Raw genomic sequence first — 14,953 nt, 5'->3', positions numbered from 1 at the left:
TTAATGACTTTCTTGCTCTGATAGCTATAACTAATCACTTTATCAACTAATAAAAATGTTCTTTTGGATCTACACTAGCTGTTCATTTACACGCTAAGGATCAAGGATGTCGACCTTCTTACTCACTGCTATTGCAATGCTGGCGTTCGCTGCCAATTCATTATTGTGCCGACTTGCCTTGGCAGAAGGGTTAATTGATGCAGGAAGCTTCACGCTCGTTCGATTGATATCTGGCGCGATTACCTTAATCGCAATGCTTGTCGTGAGAGGTCAGTGGAAAACCGATCGGCCAACTTCTCGCTTTCGCTTTTTTGCTGGCGTGGCGTTATTTGGTTACGCAGCCCTTTTCTCTTTCGCGTACTTACAACTGGCGACAGGAACTGGTGCTTTGCTTTTGTTTGGTGCCGTGCAACTTACATTACTGGCGATCTATTGGTTGCAAGGTGAGCGCTTTCAGTTTCTCGAAATCATCGGTATCGGCCTTTCAATTGTTGGATTTGTTTGGTTGATGTTGCCATCTGCCACTCGCCCCGATATTAGCTCTGCACTTCTCATGTTGATTTCTGGCGTTTGTTGGGCTGCGTTTACTGCGCTCGGTAAACAAGCGCCTTCTCCAAGTAGTGGAATCACGTGGGGATTCATCGCAGCATCAATAATTGGCGTGCTCCTTTCGCCATTAATCTTGTCCTCAATCCACCTTTCTTTGAGCGGAGTGTTGCTCGCTATCGCATCTGGTGCCATTGCCTCTGGCCTTGGTTATACACTTTGGTACCAAGTCGTACGTAAGCTCTCTTTGCTTCAAGCCGCCGTCAGCCAACTTTCTGTGCCAGCCATTGCTTTGCTACTCGGCAGCATCGTACTCCACGAGCCTCTTTCACTGCATACTCTTTCAACCAGCGGCATCATTCTTGGTGGGATCGCTTTGGTTTTTTTATCTCGATCCAAAAAACAAACGAACAATCAGCAAGCCGATAAAAAGTAATAACTTTCCCTCTCAAATACCCATTCATCATCTATGCTTTTTAAAGCAGTAAAGCTCATTGCAGATGGTATAAGTGGTCTGCTTTGGTACCAGGCGAAGAATATAAGGTGAGCATTGGCTCACACAATGCAACGATTTTGTTTCAAAAGTGAGAATCATCACAGATCGCGAATTTGCTCGTTTTAGGCGTTTCACCAATAACGCCAAGGGCTAGCACGAGATCAAGCCAAATACGCACTTTTTGTTTTGACAAAGGGTTTACAAAGCACACTTTTTCACCCGCTATATTCCGCCCCCCGAATTTATTCAGAACAAGATTCTGATTATTCATATAAGAAATTCATCAACTTATAACGATAAGCCTGAGCAAACTTTGACACTATGAACGACAAAATAAAATTCGCTATTAAAGTATCGCTTAGCCTGACTCTGGCTTATCTGATCCCGTTTGCCATGGGTTGGCCGCAAGCATCGACGGCCGCAACTACTGTAATGCTGATTGCATCGACAGGCAGTCGTCGTGAATCACTCGCCAAAGGTACCTTACGCGTGTTAGGTACATTGGTTGGTGCCGTGGTTGGCTTGTTACTGGTGGGGTTGTTTGCTCAAGACCGCTTGCTGTACATGCTGAGCGTGTCGGTTGTGGTCTCATTCATTTTTTACTTCCGTAATGCCTATCAAAAAGATCCAACGCTACTCATGCTGACCGGCGTGATGACACTGATGATGTCCAATGGCGGTGACGCAGAAGGTGCGTTTCTTTATGGCGTTGACCGCGCCTACATGACGGTGTTTGGGGTGGTGGTTTACACACTCGTGGGGACTTTCTTATTCCCGACCAAAACAGAACAAAACCTAAGACAGCTCATCGAACAACTCAACCAAGCACAACGCGCGTTGTTCACCTCTATCTTGCAAAATTTCGAGCAAAAATCGGCAGGGCAAATCTCTCCTCAAGAAGGCGGAGAAGAAAATCCAGAATCGGAAGAGCCACAACCTCCTAGCGTGGACACTCTCATCGAACAGATGTTTGCCGCTCAAAATGCGCTCGAACAGCGTTTTGCCACAGTCAGTGTGGAATGCAGCGACGTGTCGGCCTACATGAAAGAGTGGCGCTTGGCGGTTCATTTGAACAAGCAAGTAACGCAACAATTGACCGTCGCGGCGCACAGCCACTTTAGCCACCAGCAAGACCGTGAAAGCATCAGCAACTTTGATCAAGCCGTTGCGGAAATTGACGCGCTATTTGATACCTGCCAACAAGTCTGGGACGAAAAAGAGCCCGCTTTTCGTGCTCAAGAGTTCAAAGTCGAATACAACCAAGCGTTGCTTGAAGACGCAGCGCACCTAGAGAAAGGCTCTGCGCTTATGCTGGGGCACCTTTTGGGGCTCATGCATCAAAAATTGTCGCGTTTGGCGGAGAGCATTAGCTGCATTGACTCTGTGACGAACAATGTCTCCTTTGACGTGCCGCTACCGAAACCGAAAGGCAAGTTTCTATGGTGGGACGCAGAAAACTTTAAAACCGCGGTCAAAACCTTTGTCACTTATTGGGTTGCAGGACTGATTTGGATTTATTTCAATCCACCAGGCGGCTACTCGTTCGTGGTCTTCTCGACCATGTTTATGTCTTTGCTGTCATTCGTGCCTGTGCACCCGATTTTGTTGCTTGCGCTGTTCACTTTCGGCTTCTTGTTCGCGGTGCCTTCTTACGTCTTCATTCTTCCGCAATTGGATCTCGGGTTAGAACTTGGCCTGTTCATCTTTATCTACACCTTTATCGGCTTTTATCTGTTTAACGGGCCAGTGACGATTTTCTACATGGTGGGCTTGTTTGTTCTCGGTTTAGACAACAACATGTTCTATCACTTCGGGATCCTCATGACGATCATGCTGCTGTTCTACATGGTGGTGTTCATGATCATTTTCGCGCACTACTTCCCGTTTAGCTCACGACCAGAACACCTCTTTTTGACCATAAAAGAGCGCTATTTTAGGCACACTCGGGATCTGTTTGACTCCTATCAGAAGCAGTCCAGCTCGATTATCACGCCGCTCAAACGGGCCTTGCACTTGGTGACGCTCAACGTTTCATCGAAAAAGCTCAAGGTGTGGGGTTCGAAAATCAACCACAAACACTTTGACAAAACCACGCCAGAAGCGATTGGCGCGTTTAGCAAAGCGTGTGATGTACTCAGTAATCACATCAACATCTTAATGGCCGCCGAGAAAAAGTTGATGACCAATCCGCTGATTACTCAGCTTCGCCAACAGCACCGCGATTCCATCATTCCTTTGATGGCGGGCGCTTTAGCCAGCCATCAAGCAACACAAGAACTCGACTCCGTATTCGACCAATACAGTCAGGATTACCAAACATTCGAAGATAAACTGGAAGATTTTTTTAGTGAGTTGGATTTATCTGACTACGCTTATTCAGAGATAGCCGGTTTTTATATCTTGCTGAATTTAAAACGGAACGTGTTCGAAGCAATCAAGCATTGCAAGCAAACCTACGAGGATATCGATTGGGTGAACTTACAACAGAAGCGTTTTTAAAGGTGGGGATATGATGCTTCCAAAACTAACCAAACCAAGCCTCGCCATACTTTCTTTGCTCGGACTCAGTGCGTGTACCACGGTAGGACCAGATTATGTTCATCCAAAGCAGGCGCCACTGCCAAGTGACTGGTCGGTGCAAAAAGCAGCCAAAGATACGCAGCAATCAGAGCAACAGCTACAACAATGGTGGCAGCAATTTAATGACTCGACTCTTAATCAGCTGGTTGAGTTGGCGAGCAAACAAAACCTCGATTTAGAAGCCGCAGGGCTACGAATTGTCCAAGCACGTTCATTGCTTGGTATTTCGACTGGCTTGCAATACCCACAAGTTCAAACCGTGTCAGGAAACCTAGCGCGTGCCTACGTAAATGATCAGGGCGTGAATAACGCCACTTTGTCGTTTGATGCTGCTTGGGAAATGGATGTTTGGGGCAAGTATGCTCGCGGTATTGAGTCGGCAGAAGCGGGTTACTACGCATCCATCGCATCGTATCACGACATCATGGTCACCATAACCGCCGAAGTGGCGCGCAATTACATCAACTATCGCACATTCCAAGAACGTATTTTGCTGTCTCGCCGCAACATAGAGATTCAAGAGCGTGTCGTACGTATTACTCAGGTGCAGTTCGACTCTGGCAACGTTACAGAATTGGACGTTCAACAAGCTAAAAACCAACTCTACACCACCAAAGCAGCGTTACCGAGCCTCGAAGTGGCAATGAAGCAATCACGTACTGTGTTGGCTTTGCTACTGGGTCTGTTACCAGAAGAAGTAGATCGACTGCTACAGTCGGATGGGATGCACAAGCAAATCGCTGAGTACGAAGCCCAGTTCAAATCGACGGGCAGAAAATCGGCACTATCGGGCACCGACGAGCGTTCCATTGTGCCACGTCCACCGCTTTTGGATACGCAAGTGGATGCTAACTTAGTGATGCGACGTCCGGATTTGCAAGTCTCTGAGATGCAAGCTCGCGCGCAAAGTGCGCAGATTGGCGTGGCAGAAACCGCTCTGTACCCAAGCTTTTCGTTGTTCGGTTCCATCGGTATCGACAGTACGGTTCCCGATGGCAGCAGTTTCAGTTTTAGCGATTCGCTCACCATGGTGGTTGGCCCAACGTTCAGTTGGAACATTTTCCAATACGGACGCGTGAAAAATAACATTCGTTTCGAAGATGCTCGCTTCCAAGAAACGCTGACGAACTACAACAAAAAGGTACTGCAAGCCGTTAATGAAGTCACCAATGCAATCGAAGCGTATGACCTGTATTTGCAACAAAAAGATTTACGCTTGCAATCGGTCAACTCTTCCATTCGTGCGTTCAACATATCCATGACACAGTACGAAAACGGACAAATTTCATTCGAACGTCTGCTTAACTCGGTAGAAAAAATGACCCGTGCGGAAGACAGCTACGCAACGATCAAAGGGAACGTGGCGAACCAAGTTGTTGCACTCTATAAAGCCCTCGGTGGAGGCTGGCAAACCCAAACAGGCAAACCCTTCCTCAGTGAATCTATTGCCAAGCAAATGACAGAACGAACTGACTGGGATGATTATTTAAATAAAGAAAACCGCGTATTGCCGCCTTTGCGCCTCGAAACTCCGGCTGAGACCAGTGATGAAAACAAAACGGAGGATCGGTAATGCCTCATGAACTTTCTTGGGGAGACATTTACTTTTCTCCTACGCTACTCGTGCTCTTTCTCGCCGTCACGGCCACGTGGATAACGGTGATGATATTGAACAAGACACGTTTGTCTCGCTTCATCGCTTTTCCGTCTCTGACGTTTATTGCCATCATGGTCGGTTATGTGGTGGCCATCGACAGCTTTTATATTCAATTTTAGGTGCCAAACAAGATGAAAAAACTATTCGTAATCGCACTCAATCTTGTCATTCTTGGTGGCGCAGCTTGGCTCGGCTATCAAAAGTTTGAGGAATACTTTAATAACCCATGGACACGAGATGGGCAAGTGCGTGCTAACGTCATCAAAGTGGCTCCTCGCGTATCAGGCCCAATTGTAAATGTCGCAGTGCAAGACAACCAAGAAGTAAAAACGGGGGATTTACTGTTTGAAATCGACCCTGCGACTTACCAGGTTGCGTTATCTCAAGCCGAAGTAGCACTGGAGCGCTCCATTGTTAGCTCTCGCGGTAAAAAAATCGAATATGACCGCTTAAAAGACATTCGTGCCAAAGACCGTGGCGCAGTTTCGCACAAGGATCTGATTCGTCGTGAAATCGCTTACGAAGAATCGCTACTGCAAATCAAATCTGCAGAAGAGCAACTAAAATCAGCACGCCTTAATCTCAGCTTTACCAAAGTTTATGCGACCGTCGATGGTTTTGTATCTAACCTCGATATTAGAAACGGTACGCAAGCGGTCGCAAACCAACCACTGCTCGCACTGATCGACAAAAACAGCTTTTGGGTATTTGGTTTCTTCCGTGAAAACCAACTTGCGCAAATCGAACCTGGCAGCCAAGCGCGTGTCACTTTGATGTCTCACCCAGACACGCCAATTGACGCGACGGTTGACTCGATTGGTTGGGGTATTGCGCCCAAAGACGGCACGGTCGGCTACAACCTTCTTCCAAACGTAAACCCTGTTTTTCAGTGGATTCGCCTAGCACAACGTATTCCGGTGCGAATCTCCCTACAAGAACTTCCTGGAGATGTTGATCTTCGATTCGGGCTTTCTGCGTCCATCATGGTGATGAAAGAGTCATCCGCAGAAAGTGAACAATAATTAAGTGAGAAGAGCCATGGTCATTGGTAAAAACCTCAAAAACATTAATGAAGAAAACAACTTCTTCTATCTAACCTTAGCGCTAGTGATTTTGTTGTTAGGAAGTGCGATGGCACAAGTCGTAGGTGAAGGGACGATTGAACACATACTTCAGGCTTTCACGGTTCTGACGTTTATCGTCTGTTTTGCGAGCCTTCGCTTTGACAAAACCTGGTCTCGTTTCCTCTACAGCCTGTTTGGTGTTTGGGTTCTTGTGATTGTGATCAAGACCGTTTTCGACATCAGAGAGATGAATGTGGTGATGCTTGCCCTTACCTTTGCGTTCTTTTTCGGCACTTTTAAATCCATCGCAAGACAGATTCTTTTCACCGGCCATGTCAACAGCAACAAAGTCATTGGCTCGGTAGCGCTTTTCTTGCTGCTTGGTCTGATGTGGGCGATTGCCTACCTCATTCTGCTTGAGTTTTCGCCTGAAGCCTTTACTGGTATGGAAGCGATTTCTTGGGGGCAGAACTTCTCCAATGCAGCGTATTTCAGTTTCGTTACCTTAACCACGCTCGGTTATGGCGACATTAGTCCTCTAACACCACTGGCTCAAGTCGTGGTGTATTTAGAGGCCATCACAGGTGTTTTTTATATGGCGATTGTTGTTTCAAGTCTCGTCAGTTCTAACATTGATCATCAGGTAAACAAAAATGGATAAACAATCGGTAAAAATCGACAGTAAGCTTTTCATCAGTAATATGGTGGAATCAGCAATACGCATTGGCTTGATCTTTGTCTTGCTGATGTTTACGTACGACATCATCAAACCCTTCATACTTCCGGTTATTTGGGGCGCTATTATAGCCGTCGCTTTAATGCCGCTTACCCAAAAATTGCAGCGTGTATATGGTGGTCGCAGAGGTCTGGCAGCCACAACCATTGCTTTACTTGGTATTGCCCTCCTTGTCACGCCACTTGTTATGGTATCAGGCTCCATTGTGGATGGTGCAACGCACGCGCTTGAAGTACTACAAAATGGTCAAGTGAAAATACCAGGGCCAAAACCTTCCGTAGCGGATTGGCCTATCGTGGGTGATAAGCTCTACGAAGTGTGGACCCTATTCGCTACTAATCTTGAGCAAGCGATTCAAACCTTTATGCCACAAATAAAGGCAGGACTCACATCTTTACTGGGTACACTGGGGGGCGTATTGGGAAGTTTACTGCTTTCAATCTTGTCACTTGCGATTGCAGCAGGTTTCATGACGTACTCTGAATCTGCGGCATCAGGCCTAAGAACCATCGCGATTCGTACCGCTGGTGAAAACGCAAAAAGCTGGACCACGCTTATCGCTGCGACAATTAAAAGCGTACTGCTTGGCGTAGTCGGTGTAGCGGCGATTCAAGCACTGTTGATCGGTGCTGGTTTCTTCGTATTTGGCGTTCCCGCAGCAGGTTTACTCACACTGCTTCTAATGATCTTGTGTATCGCTCAGCTCCCGGCGTTGCTCGCTGTGCTACCTGTGATTGGCTTCATGTACATGACCCAAGACACCTCAACAGCAACCATGTTTACTGTTTGGGTCGTAGTTGCGGCTCTTTCTGAAAACCTGTTCAAACCAATGTTAATGGGACGTGGCGTCGACGTGCCAATGCCTGTGATTCTGCTCGGTGCCATCGGTGGTATGCTTTTCTACGGCATCGTTGGTCTGTTCTTAGGTGCCGTTATCCTAGCAATTTGGTATGAGTTATTTGTTTGGTGGTTGAGCATTGAGAAAGCACAACAGCAAGAAGAAATGGCAGAACAACAAGACGCTTCTGATGACCAATCAGAACCTGGACATGGTGCTGGCATTTAATAAATCAATAAGTTAGAAAGAAATTTAATCTATAAGTTATGATATCAAACCGCTGAATTTCAGCGGTTTGATTCTATTTGGATCACAGTTTCGTCGTAATAAATGCGATAAAAATGACGTTCTTGTTAAATTTTCATACTTATTACACTTGGGAGTTGCAATCGGGCAATGAACGATGCACTCTCGATGACCACTAATTTGCTTAGGATAAAAACAATGAAATTGATCAAGCCTTTAACTTGTGCGCTTGCTCTCGCAATGAGTGGCATGGCATTCGCAGATGTAACCGTGAGTGTTCCTGACAACGTTTCAGTATTAGCGGCTAACGGTGAAAAAGCAGATCTTTCGGGTGGTTTTTTCGCCTCTGAAAGAACACTGACGTTACCTGATGGCCTTAACCAAGTCGTATTTCGTTTCGCCCCTTACTTCAACCAAGGTAATGACCGTTTAAGTGTTGAAAGCGATGTTATCGTTACACGATTTGACGCGACCAATGCCGAACTCACTCTACAAATGCCAGAATACCGCAACCTACGTGATGCGGAAGAGAAGATCAAAGACTTAGATTGGAAACTGGTTGATGATTCTGGCAACGCAATCGCGGTTGACCAGGACAAGTTGCTCAAACCGGGTATGCAAATCGGTCGTGATTACGTGCGTGAAATCGAAGATTATAACCAAGCTGGCGGTGCAGCAGCCGTGGCTTTTGCTGGCGCAGCAACCATGCAGCCAGTCACGCTTCCTGCAAAGGTTCCTGCGGATATGAAGCAAGTGAGAGCAACTGCGGTTAAAGCGGATTCGACAGCTGAAGAGATGCTGCACTTCTGGTACCAAAAAGCAGACGCAGAAACCAAAGCTCGCTTTAAGAAATATGTTAATCAACAGTAAATCTGGTTAACTTTATCGATATTAAAAAAGCCACTTCACGTGGCTTTTTTGATCAAAAATTAGGAAGCTTGGACAACTTTAGTATTGGCGATCAAGTCATGCAACAAACGTCGCTCCGGATGAAAGAACAACAATGCCAAATTTACCAACGGGATCCCCGGAATGAGCATCTCCAGTAAGTAGCTAATAACAAGCCTTAACCCTGCTGTAACTTTCGTTGCCTTACTATCATTTTTCATTACAACTTTAATACCAATCATGCGCATACCAATGGTTTGCCCATGACTCAATGCATTCCAGTTGATCATTAAAACCGTTGGTAAAGAAAGCAAGTAAAACGCCTGAGTTTCACGAACAAGCGTGAGGTTATCTGCTAAAGAGAGCTGAAAGTCGTTAAGAAAAGAGTTAATACTCAATGCAATTATTAACACGACCACCATCGTAAAGAGCAGGTCGATAAAACCAGCAATGATTCTCTGTTGCTTGCTCGCGATAAATGCATACATGGACTTCAGTCACCTCAATGTAATTGGTTAAGCGAGAATGACTGAGTGTACAGACGCGCAATGGTGAGCGCAGTTTAGGTATTGCCAACATAATATTCAACTAAGAACATACTAAATCGCGGTCGTATCTCAAAAGTAATCATTACATCTTGAGCATAACCGTATCAATTTAACAAAACGCTACCAGTAACGTTCGTAAATGATATTTCCCCCAGTTTGATGGCGATACTTTTCCAAGCCTAGCTCTTGTAAAACGGGCACGGTATCTTTGATCATTTGTGGATTCCCACACATCATGACAAAGCTACGCTGAGCTGAGAATGGCGCATCAGCGGCGTTGGACAGTAAACCCGATTCGATGAGTTCAGGAACTCGGCCTTGTAATTTACCGTCAACCACTTCCCTGCTGACTATCGGTATATACTTTAATCTGCCTTCATATCGTTGCTGAAGCTGTTCAATAAGGTATTTATAAACCAGATCTTTTTCGAAACGAACGGCATGAACCAGCACAATGCGCTCATTGTGAGGCGGTAGGTTTATATCATCCAGCAGCGACAAAAACGGTCCAATCCCCGTACCTGTAGATAGCAGCCACAGGTCATGAGCCTGTTTAGGAATAGAGTCATGGATTAAATCGCCATGTGCGGTGGCACCGACATAAATGCTATCACCAGATTTAAGCTTTTGGAGCCGTGGAGAAAGTTGTCCTTGAGGGTCGGCTACTATTAGAAATTCCAACCAATCGAATTGCTCGCTTGGTGCATTAACCACAGAGTAAGCACGGCTGATCGGCTTACCTTCATCATCAAGCAAAGCAAGCTTGGTGAATTGGCCAGCTTTAAAGGAAAGAGGCGCGCCAGATATTCTCAAACTGAACAGCTCACCTGTCCAATCAATGCGTTTCTCAACTCTTGCGAGGTTGAAACCTTTGAGTTCAATCATGAGACACCTCCTATCTGGTTACTCTTAGTTAAACTTACGCCTTCAACTCGATTATGTAAAGTTTCTAGTTTACATAATCAAACCACTATTTCATTTCACATTTTAAAAACAATTTTATTACATATTAAATGATTACATCTAGAATAAATGCTCAAAGTGATAAGTCGCGTCGCAATTTGTGGCAAAGCAGATGAAAAAGGAGCTATAAAAATGGACACACTGTTAAAGGACTTTCCCGTTATCACAGAGATAAAAGTCGCATGGGGTGAAATGGATGCTCTGCAACACGTTAATAACGTGGTCTATTTTCGCTACTTCGAGACCGCACGTTTAGATTACTTCAACAAAATTAACCTGCTGGTCGACCTGCAGACCTCGCAAATTGGACCAGTACTGAGCGAGACTCAATGCCGCTACAAATTGCCTGTTACTTACCCAGACACGCTATTAGTCGGTTCTCGCGTAATCGACATGCAAGAAGATCGCATCACGATGGAGTACCAAGTGCTGAGTAAGAAGTGGGGTAAAATTGCGACCATCGCGACCGCCACTGGTGTGATGTTTGATTTTAAGAACAACGTAAAAGCGGCGATTCCAGACCACGTTCGCCAGTCGATTTTAGATTTGGAAGGAACTGTGGGTAGCACGCATCATTTATAGTAGCAAGAAATGAGAGATTAAAGGCGAGGTTCCCGACAGCGATTCTTCATCGCTGTCGGGAATAACGTATGGCTAATCTTCCAACCTACGCGATAAGAGAACTAGCGTCATTCTAGCGAGCCAAGGCGAGACTAAGAATCTACTTACCGCTTGCTGCAGGCCTATAGAGATATGAATAAACTCAATAAAATCCTGAGGGTAGATTCTGAATCACGCTTTAGACGTATCAGTAGAGCGACTCTTTCAGCCTACGCGATAAGAAAAGCTACGTCATTCTAGCGAGCCATAGCGAGACTAAGAATCTACTTACCGCTTGCAGCAGACCATAAAGCCATGAATAAACTCAATACAATCTGAGGGTAGATTCTGAATCACACTCGTTCCTCGCGGTTCAGAATGACGGTTCGAGTTTGGCTCTGATCTCTACAAAACCATCTAAAAAAGCGATTCCAGAAGAACCTATGTGACCATCCGGAATTTCGCTTTAGACGTAACAGTAGAGCGACTCTTTCAGCCTACGCGATAAGAAAAGCTACGTCATTCTAACGAGCCAAAGCGAGACTAAGAATCTACTTGCCGCTTGCTGCAGACCATAAAGCCATGAATAAACTCAATACAATCTGAAAGTAGATTCTGAATCACGCTCGTGCCTCGCGGTTCAGAATGACGGTTCGAGTTTGGCTCTGATCTCTACAAAACCATCTAAAAAAGCGATTCCAGAAGAACCTATGTGACCATCCGGAATTTCGCTTTAGACGTAACAGTAGAGCGACTCTTTCAGCCTACGCGATAAGAAAAGCTACGTCATTCTAACGAGCCAAAGCGAGACTAAGAATCTACTTGCCGCTTGCTGCAGACCATAGAGCTATGAATAAACTCAATACAATCTGAGGGTAGATTTTGAATCACGCTCGTTCCTCTCGGTTCAGAATAACAGTTCGAGTTTGGCTCTGACCTCTGCAAACCATCAAAAAAAGCGATTCCAGACGAGCCTATTTGACCATCCGGAATCTCGCTTTAGACGTAACAGCAGAGCCACTCTTCAAGCCCACACGATAAGAAAAGCTGCGTCATTCTAGCGGGCCAAAGCGAGACTAAGAATCTACTTGCCGCTTGCTGCAGACCATAAAGCCATGAATAAACTCAATACAATCTGAGAGTAGATTCTGAATCACGCTCGTTCCTCGCGGTTCAGAATGACGGTTCGAGTTTGGCTCTGACCTCTACAAAACCATCTAAAAAAGCGATTCCAGACGAGCCTATTTGACCATCCGGAATCTCGCTTTAGACGCATCAGCAGCGCGACTCTTCCAGCCTACGCGATAAGAAAAGCTGCGTCATTCTAGCGAGCCAAAGCGAGACTAAGAATCTGCTTGCCGCTTGCTGCAGACCATAGAGCGGTTAGCAGAATGTCTCGATGTACAGCGCTTCCACCTTATCTCTGGCCCATTGCGTTTTACGCAGGAACTTCAGCGACGATTTGATTGAAGGATCTTTCTTGAAACAGTTCACACGAACGCGCTCATACATGCCATTCCAACCAAAGTGTTCAACTAGTCGGGTGACGATTTTCTCTAAACTCAACCCGTGAAGTGGGTTATTCGGCTGCTGTTGGCTCATGCTATTGATCCGGTAAAGTGAAGTTGCGCGCTAATCTAACTCAAACTCGCCGTGCAACCTAATGTTTTAACCTTGAATTGGCCTACGACTCTCCCCTATAGTAGCCCAAACTTCTTAAAAGCCCTTTTCACAATGAAAGCCCTCAACGACCTCAATATTTTTGTCGAAACCGCGCGCCAAGGCAGCTTTTCAAAAGCCGCTAACAGCATGGACATGACACCTGCCGCCATTAGCGCATCGATTAAGCGTCTTGAAGGGCAAATCGGTTTCCCGCTGTTTGTGCGTTCTACCCGAAGCCTGCGTTTAACCTCAGAGGGCGAACTGTTTTTAGACAAAACCACGCAAGCGTTGGCAACATTGCAAGAAGGGTTGGATCAGATCTCAAGTGCGCGTGGCGAGTTATCTGGTCAACTGCACATTACTGCGCCCTCCGATTTTGGTCGCAATATGTTGCTCGATTGGGTGGATGAGTTCATCGATCTCTACCCAAATGTTTCCATCAAACTAGAGCTGTCCGATAGCTTGACGGATATGTATACCAAGCCTGTCGATATTGCGATTCGCTACGGCGAACCGGCCGACTCCAATCTGGTCGTATTGGCATTGTGTGGGTCAAACGAACGGATATTATGTGCATCGCCAGAGTACGTAGCTACACATCCAGAACTCGCCTCTCCTGCCGATTTAACGCAACACAACTGCTTGTGCTACATGGTCGCGGATTCGGTCTACAACAAATGGACGCTCACGCGTGACGGCGAGAAAGAACAAATCGTGGTCAGCGGTAACTTGATGAGCAACGATAGTGACTTGCCACACCGGTTAGCGATAAAAGGCAAAGGCATTGCGAATAAATCATTGATGGACATTAGCCGAGACTTAATCGAGGGAAGATTGGTGCGAGTGTTACCAGAATGGGATTGCGGCCCAGTGCCGCTCTACATGGTATGTGCCGATCGTCGATTATTGACGCCAACGATTCGGACTTTCCGCGACTTTATCCAACAAAAATGCTGCCAGCAACGCGCCAACGTGCTGGCAACCTTCTGTCATTAGGCGATAAATCGAAGAGGACGAATCTGGGTATATTCAACCCAATCATTCTCTTCCAATGTTTCAAGAAACGTCGCCATATGCGGGCTTTGCAAATGCTTATCCAAGGCCTCTTGCGACGCCCAGATTTCTTGGAACATAAATAGGCCATCAACTTTTTCGTCGAGATACAACTCGTATTGGCAACAGCCTTCTTCTTTACGAGTTGGCTCTAGTAAACCAGCAAGCAAATTCACCACCTGATCCTTACTATCTGGATAGGCTTTCACTTCTGCGACTAAGTGGATCATCGTTTTATCACTCTTTTGCGATTTATATATTGATTACGGGGTTCTACGTCACCTGTAAGTAAGCTCGAATTAGATCTCGGTGAATACGGTTTCTGCGTCCCAGCGAGACTTTGGCGTTTTCGCGTTGAAGTCATCTTCCGCGTGGTAGCCAAGCGGCACGATCACAACACTGGTATAACCTTTTTTACGCAAGCCAAATTCTTCATCCAGCACTTTTGGATCAAACCCTTCAATTGGTACTGCATCAATTTCTAGCGTCGAAGCACCCAACAGCAACGTACCCACGTTGAGGTAAACTTGTTTCTCCATCCAATGGTTTGCATCTTTCAGATCAAAACGGTGCATGTTCACAAAGTAGCTACGACCACCGCGCACAGCCGCTTTCGCTTCTTCAGTTGGGAATCGACCATCTTTTTCTTCTTGCACCATTAGCGCTTCAATGTAGTCGTTATCGATGCCTGTTTTTGCACAAAACACCAATACGTGAGATGCGTTGAGAATCTTCGCCGCGTTAAACGCGTAATTCTCTTGCGCCGCTTTAGCGATGCGCTGTTTGCCTTCTTCTGTGCTTGCCAGAATGAAATGCCAAGGCTGGGAGTTCACACTCGATGGACTAAAACGAATCAGCTCTTTAACTGCATCGATTTTTTCTTGAGATAGCTTGCGCGTTGGGTCAAACACTTTCGTTGAGTAACGAGATTTTGCAGCTTGTACGATATCCATGAGGCTCTCCAATTAATGAGTTTAAGCTGAGTAACAGCATAACCTCATGAGATAAAGGGAAAAACCGATTTCGATTAAAAACATTTTCAAAATAAATTTGAAAATAAAACGATAAGAAAGGCT

The 14,953-nt window shown here is 45.8% G+C and carries 15 protein-coding genes; 10 read left to right on the top strand and 5 right to left on the bottom strand.

Annotation, left to right across the window (positions count from 1 at the left end):
• The first annotated feature begins 106 nt into the window (after nt 1-106).
• The 8 genes from R7Q11_RS03910 to R7Q11_RS03875 all read left to right on the top strand — a co-directional run bounded on the left by R7Q11_RS03910 (nt 107) and on the right by R7Q11_RS03875 (nt 9,033).
• Nucleotides 107-982, top strand: coding sequence for a DMT family transporter (locus tag R7Q11_RS03910; protein WP_225466208.1), 876 nt, complete (start codon nt 107-109; stop codon nt 980-982).
• Nucleotides 983-1,363: 381 nt separating this feature from the next.
• Nucleotides 1,364-3,541: an FUSC family protein gene (locus tag R7Q11_RS03905; protein WP_225466207.1), complete on the top strand. Its 2,178-nt coding sequence runs from the start codon at nt 1,364-1,366 to the stop codon at nt 3,539-3,541.
• A 10-nt stretch (nt 3,542-3,551) separates the two neighbouring features.
• Nucleotides 3,552-5,195, top strand: coding sequence for a TolC family protein (locus R7Q11_RS03900; RefSeq protein ID WP_225466206.1), 1,644 nt, complete (start codon nt 3,552-3,554; stop codon nt 5,193-5,195).
• Complete coding sequence (locus R7Q11_RS03895; protein WP_005462724.1) at nt 5,195-5,398, top strand: DUF1656 domain-containing protein; 204 nt, start codon at nt 5,195-5,197, stop codon at nt 5,396-5,398. The genes R7Q11_RS03900 and R7Q11_RS03895 overlap by 1 nt, the downstream gene beginning before the upstream one ends.
• Nucleotides 5,399-5,410: 12 nt before the next feature.
• On the top strand, nt 5,411-6,301 hold the full coding sequence (locus tag R7Q11_RS03890) for an HlyD family secretion protein (protein ID WP_225466205.1): 891 nt from the start codon (nt 5,411-5,413) through the stop codon (nt 6,299-6,301).
• A gap of 16 nt (nt 6,302-6,317) precedes the next feature.
• Nucleotides 6,318-7,004 carry a potassium channel family protein gene (locus tag R7Q11_RS03885; RefSeq protein WP_017634413.1) on the top strand — a complete coding sequence of 229 codons (687 nt, stop codon included), beginning with the start codon at nt 6,318-6,320 and terminating at the stop codon, nt 7,002-7,004.
• Nucleotides 6,997-8,145 carry an AI-2E family transporter gene (locus tag R7Q11_RS03880; RefSeq protein WP_005386936.1) on the top strand — a complete coding sequence of 383 codons (1,149 nt, stop codon included), beginning with the start codon at nt 6,997-6,999 and terminating at the stop codon, nt 8,143-8,145. The genes R7Q11_RS03885 and R7Q11_RS03880 overlap by 8 nt, the downstream gene beginning before the upstream one ends.
• A gap of 216 nt (nt 8,146-8,361) precedes the next feature.
• A complete protein-coding gene (locus tag R7Q11_RS03875) occupies nt 8,362-9,033 on the top strand; it encodes a DUF2057 domain-containing protein (RefSeq protein WP_017634411.1) in 672 nt (223 codons plus the stop codon).
• Nucleotides 9,034-9,092: 59 nt separating this feature from the next.
• Here R7Q11_RS03875 and R7Q11_RS03870 read toward each other — a convergent pair whose 3' ends face one another.
• On the bottom strand, nt 9,093-9,539 hold the full coding sequence (locus tag R7Q11_RS03870) for an RDD family protein (RefSeq protein ID WP_047102393.1): 447 nt from the start codon (nt 9,537-9,539) through the stop codon (nt 9,093-9,095).
• Nucleotides 9,540-9,719: 180 nt separating this feature from the next.
• Nucleotides 9,720-10,484 carry a ferredoxin--NADP reductase gene (locus tag R7Q11_RS03865; protein ID WP_225466204.1) on the bottom strand — a complete coding sequence of 255 codons (765 nt, stop codon included), beginning with the start codon at nt 10,482-10,484 and terminating at the stop codon, nt 9,720-9,722.
• 210 nt (nt 10,485-10,694) lie between these two features.
• Between R7Q11_RS03865 and R7Q11_RS03860 the strand changes: the two genes are divergently transcribed.
• Nucleotides 10,695-11,144, top strand: a complete 450-nt coding sequence (locus R7Q11_RS03860) for an acyl-CoA thioesterase (RefSeq protein ID WP_225466203.1) — start codon at nt 10,695-10,697, stop codon at nt 11,142-11,144.
• Nucleotides 11,145-12,545: 1,401 nt separating this feature from the next.
• On the opposite strand, the gene R7Q11_RS03855 is transcribed toward R7Q11_RS03860, so the two are convergent.
• Nucleotides 12,546-12,764, bottom strand: a complete 219-nt coding sequence (locus R7Q11_RS03855) for a VF530 family DNA-binding protein (protein ID WP_005374929.1) — start codon at nt 12,762-12,764, stop codon at nt 12,546-12,548.
• A gap of 132 nt (nt 12,765-12,896) precedes the next feature.
• Here R7Q11_RS03855 and R7Q11_RS03850 point away from each other — a divergent pair, with 132 nt between their 5' ends.
• Nucleotides 12,897-13,820: a LysR family transcriptional regulator gene (locus R7Q11_RS03850; RefSeq protein WP_225466202.1), complete on the top strand. Its 924-nt coding sequence runs from the start codon at nt 12,897-12,899 to the stop codon at nt 13,818-13,820.
• Here R7Q11_RS03850 and R7Q11_RS03845 read toward each other — a convergent pair.
• Nucleotides 13,817-14,107, bottom strand: a complete 291-nt coding sequence (locus tag R7Q11_RS03845) for a putative quinol monooxygenase (RefSeq protein WP_005374925.1) — start codon at nt 14,105-14,107, stop codon at nt 13,817-13,819. The two genes, R7Q11_RS03850 and R7Q11_RS03845, sit on opposite strands and share 4 nt — an antisense overlap.
• Nucleotides 14,108-14,176: 69 nt before the next feature.
• Nucleotides 14,177-14,830, bottom strand: coding sequence for an oxygen-insensitive NAD(P)H nitroreductase (gene nfsB, locus R7Q11_RS03840; protein ID WP_064354956.1), 654 nt, complete (start codon nt 14,828-14,830; stop codon nt 14,177-14,179).
• Nucleotides 14,831-14,953: the final 123 nt, after the last annotated feature.

The sequence above is a fragment of the Vibrio sp. 970 genome (assembly GCF_033339075.1).
The sequence above is the reverse complement of the archived record's forward strand: the minus strand, read 5'-3'. Positions and strand labels throughout refer to the sequence as shown.

Coding starts and splice junctions, on each gene's coding strand:
- nfsB (WP_064354956.1), bottom strand. CDS start 14,830: ATGGATATCGTACAAGCTGCAAAATCTCGTTACTCAACGAAAGTGTTT.
- R7Q11_RS03895 (WP_005462724.1), top strand. CDS start 5,195: ATGCCTCATGAACTTTCTTGGGGAGACATTTACTTTTCTCCTACGCTA.
- R7Q11_RS03910 (WP_225466208.1), top strand. CDS start 107: ATGTCGACCTTCTTACTCACTGCTATTGCAATGCTGGCGTTCGCTGCC.
- R7Q11_RS03880 (WP_005386936.1), top strand. CDS start 6,997: ATGGATAAACAATCGGTAAAAATCGACAGTAAGCTTTTCATCAGTAAT.
- R7Q11_RS03865 (WP_225466204.1), bottom strand. CDS start 10,484: ATGATTGAACTCAAAGGTTTCAACCTCGCAAGAGTTGAGAAACGCATT.
- R7Q11_RS03890 (WP_225466205.1), top strand. CDS start 5,411: ATGAAAAAACTATTCGTAATCGCACTCAATCTTGTCATTCTTGGTGGC.
- R7Q11_RS03850 (WP_225466202.1), top strand. CDS start 12,897: ATGAAAGCCCTCAACGACCTCAATATTTTTGTCGAAACCGCGCGCCAA.
- R7Q11_RS03875 (WP_017634411.1), top strand. CDS start 8,362: ATGAAATTGATCAAGCCTTTAACTTGTGCGCTTGCTCTCGCAATGAGT.
- R7Q11_RS03900 (WP_225466206.1), top strand. CDS start 3,552: ATGATGCTTCCAAAACTAACCAAACCAAGCCTCGCCATACTTTCTTTG.
- R7Q11_RS03860 (WP_225466203.1), top strand. CDS start 10,695: ATGGACACACTGTTAAAGGACTTTCCCGTTATCACAGAGATAAAAGTC.
- R7Q11_RS03855 (WP_005374929.1), bottom strand. CDS start 12,764: ATGAGCCAACAGCAGCCGAATAACCCACTTCACGGGTTGAGTTTAGAG.
- R7Q11_RS03870 (WP_047102393.1), bottom strand. CDS start 9,539: ATGTATGCATTTATCGCGAGCAAGCAACAGAGAATCATTGCTGGTTTT.
- R7Q11_RS03905 (WP_225466207.1), top strand. CDS start 1,364: ATGAACGACAAAATAAAATTCGCTATTAAAGTATCGCTTAGCCTGACT.
- R7Q11_RS03845 (WP_005374925.1), bottom strand. CDS start 14,107: ATGATCCACTTAGTCGCAGAAGTGAAAGCCTATCCAGATAGTAAGGAT.
- R7Q11_RS03885 (WP_017634413.1), top strand. CDS start 6,318: ATGGTCATTGGTAAAAACCTCAAAAACATTAATGAAGAAAACAACTTC.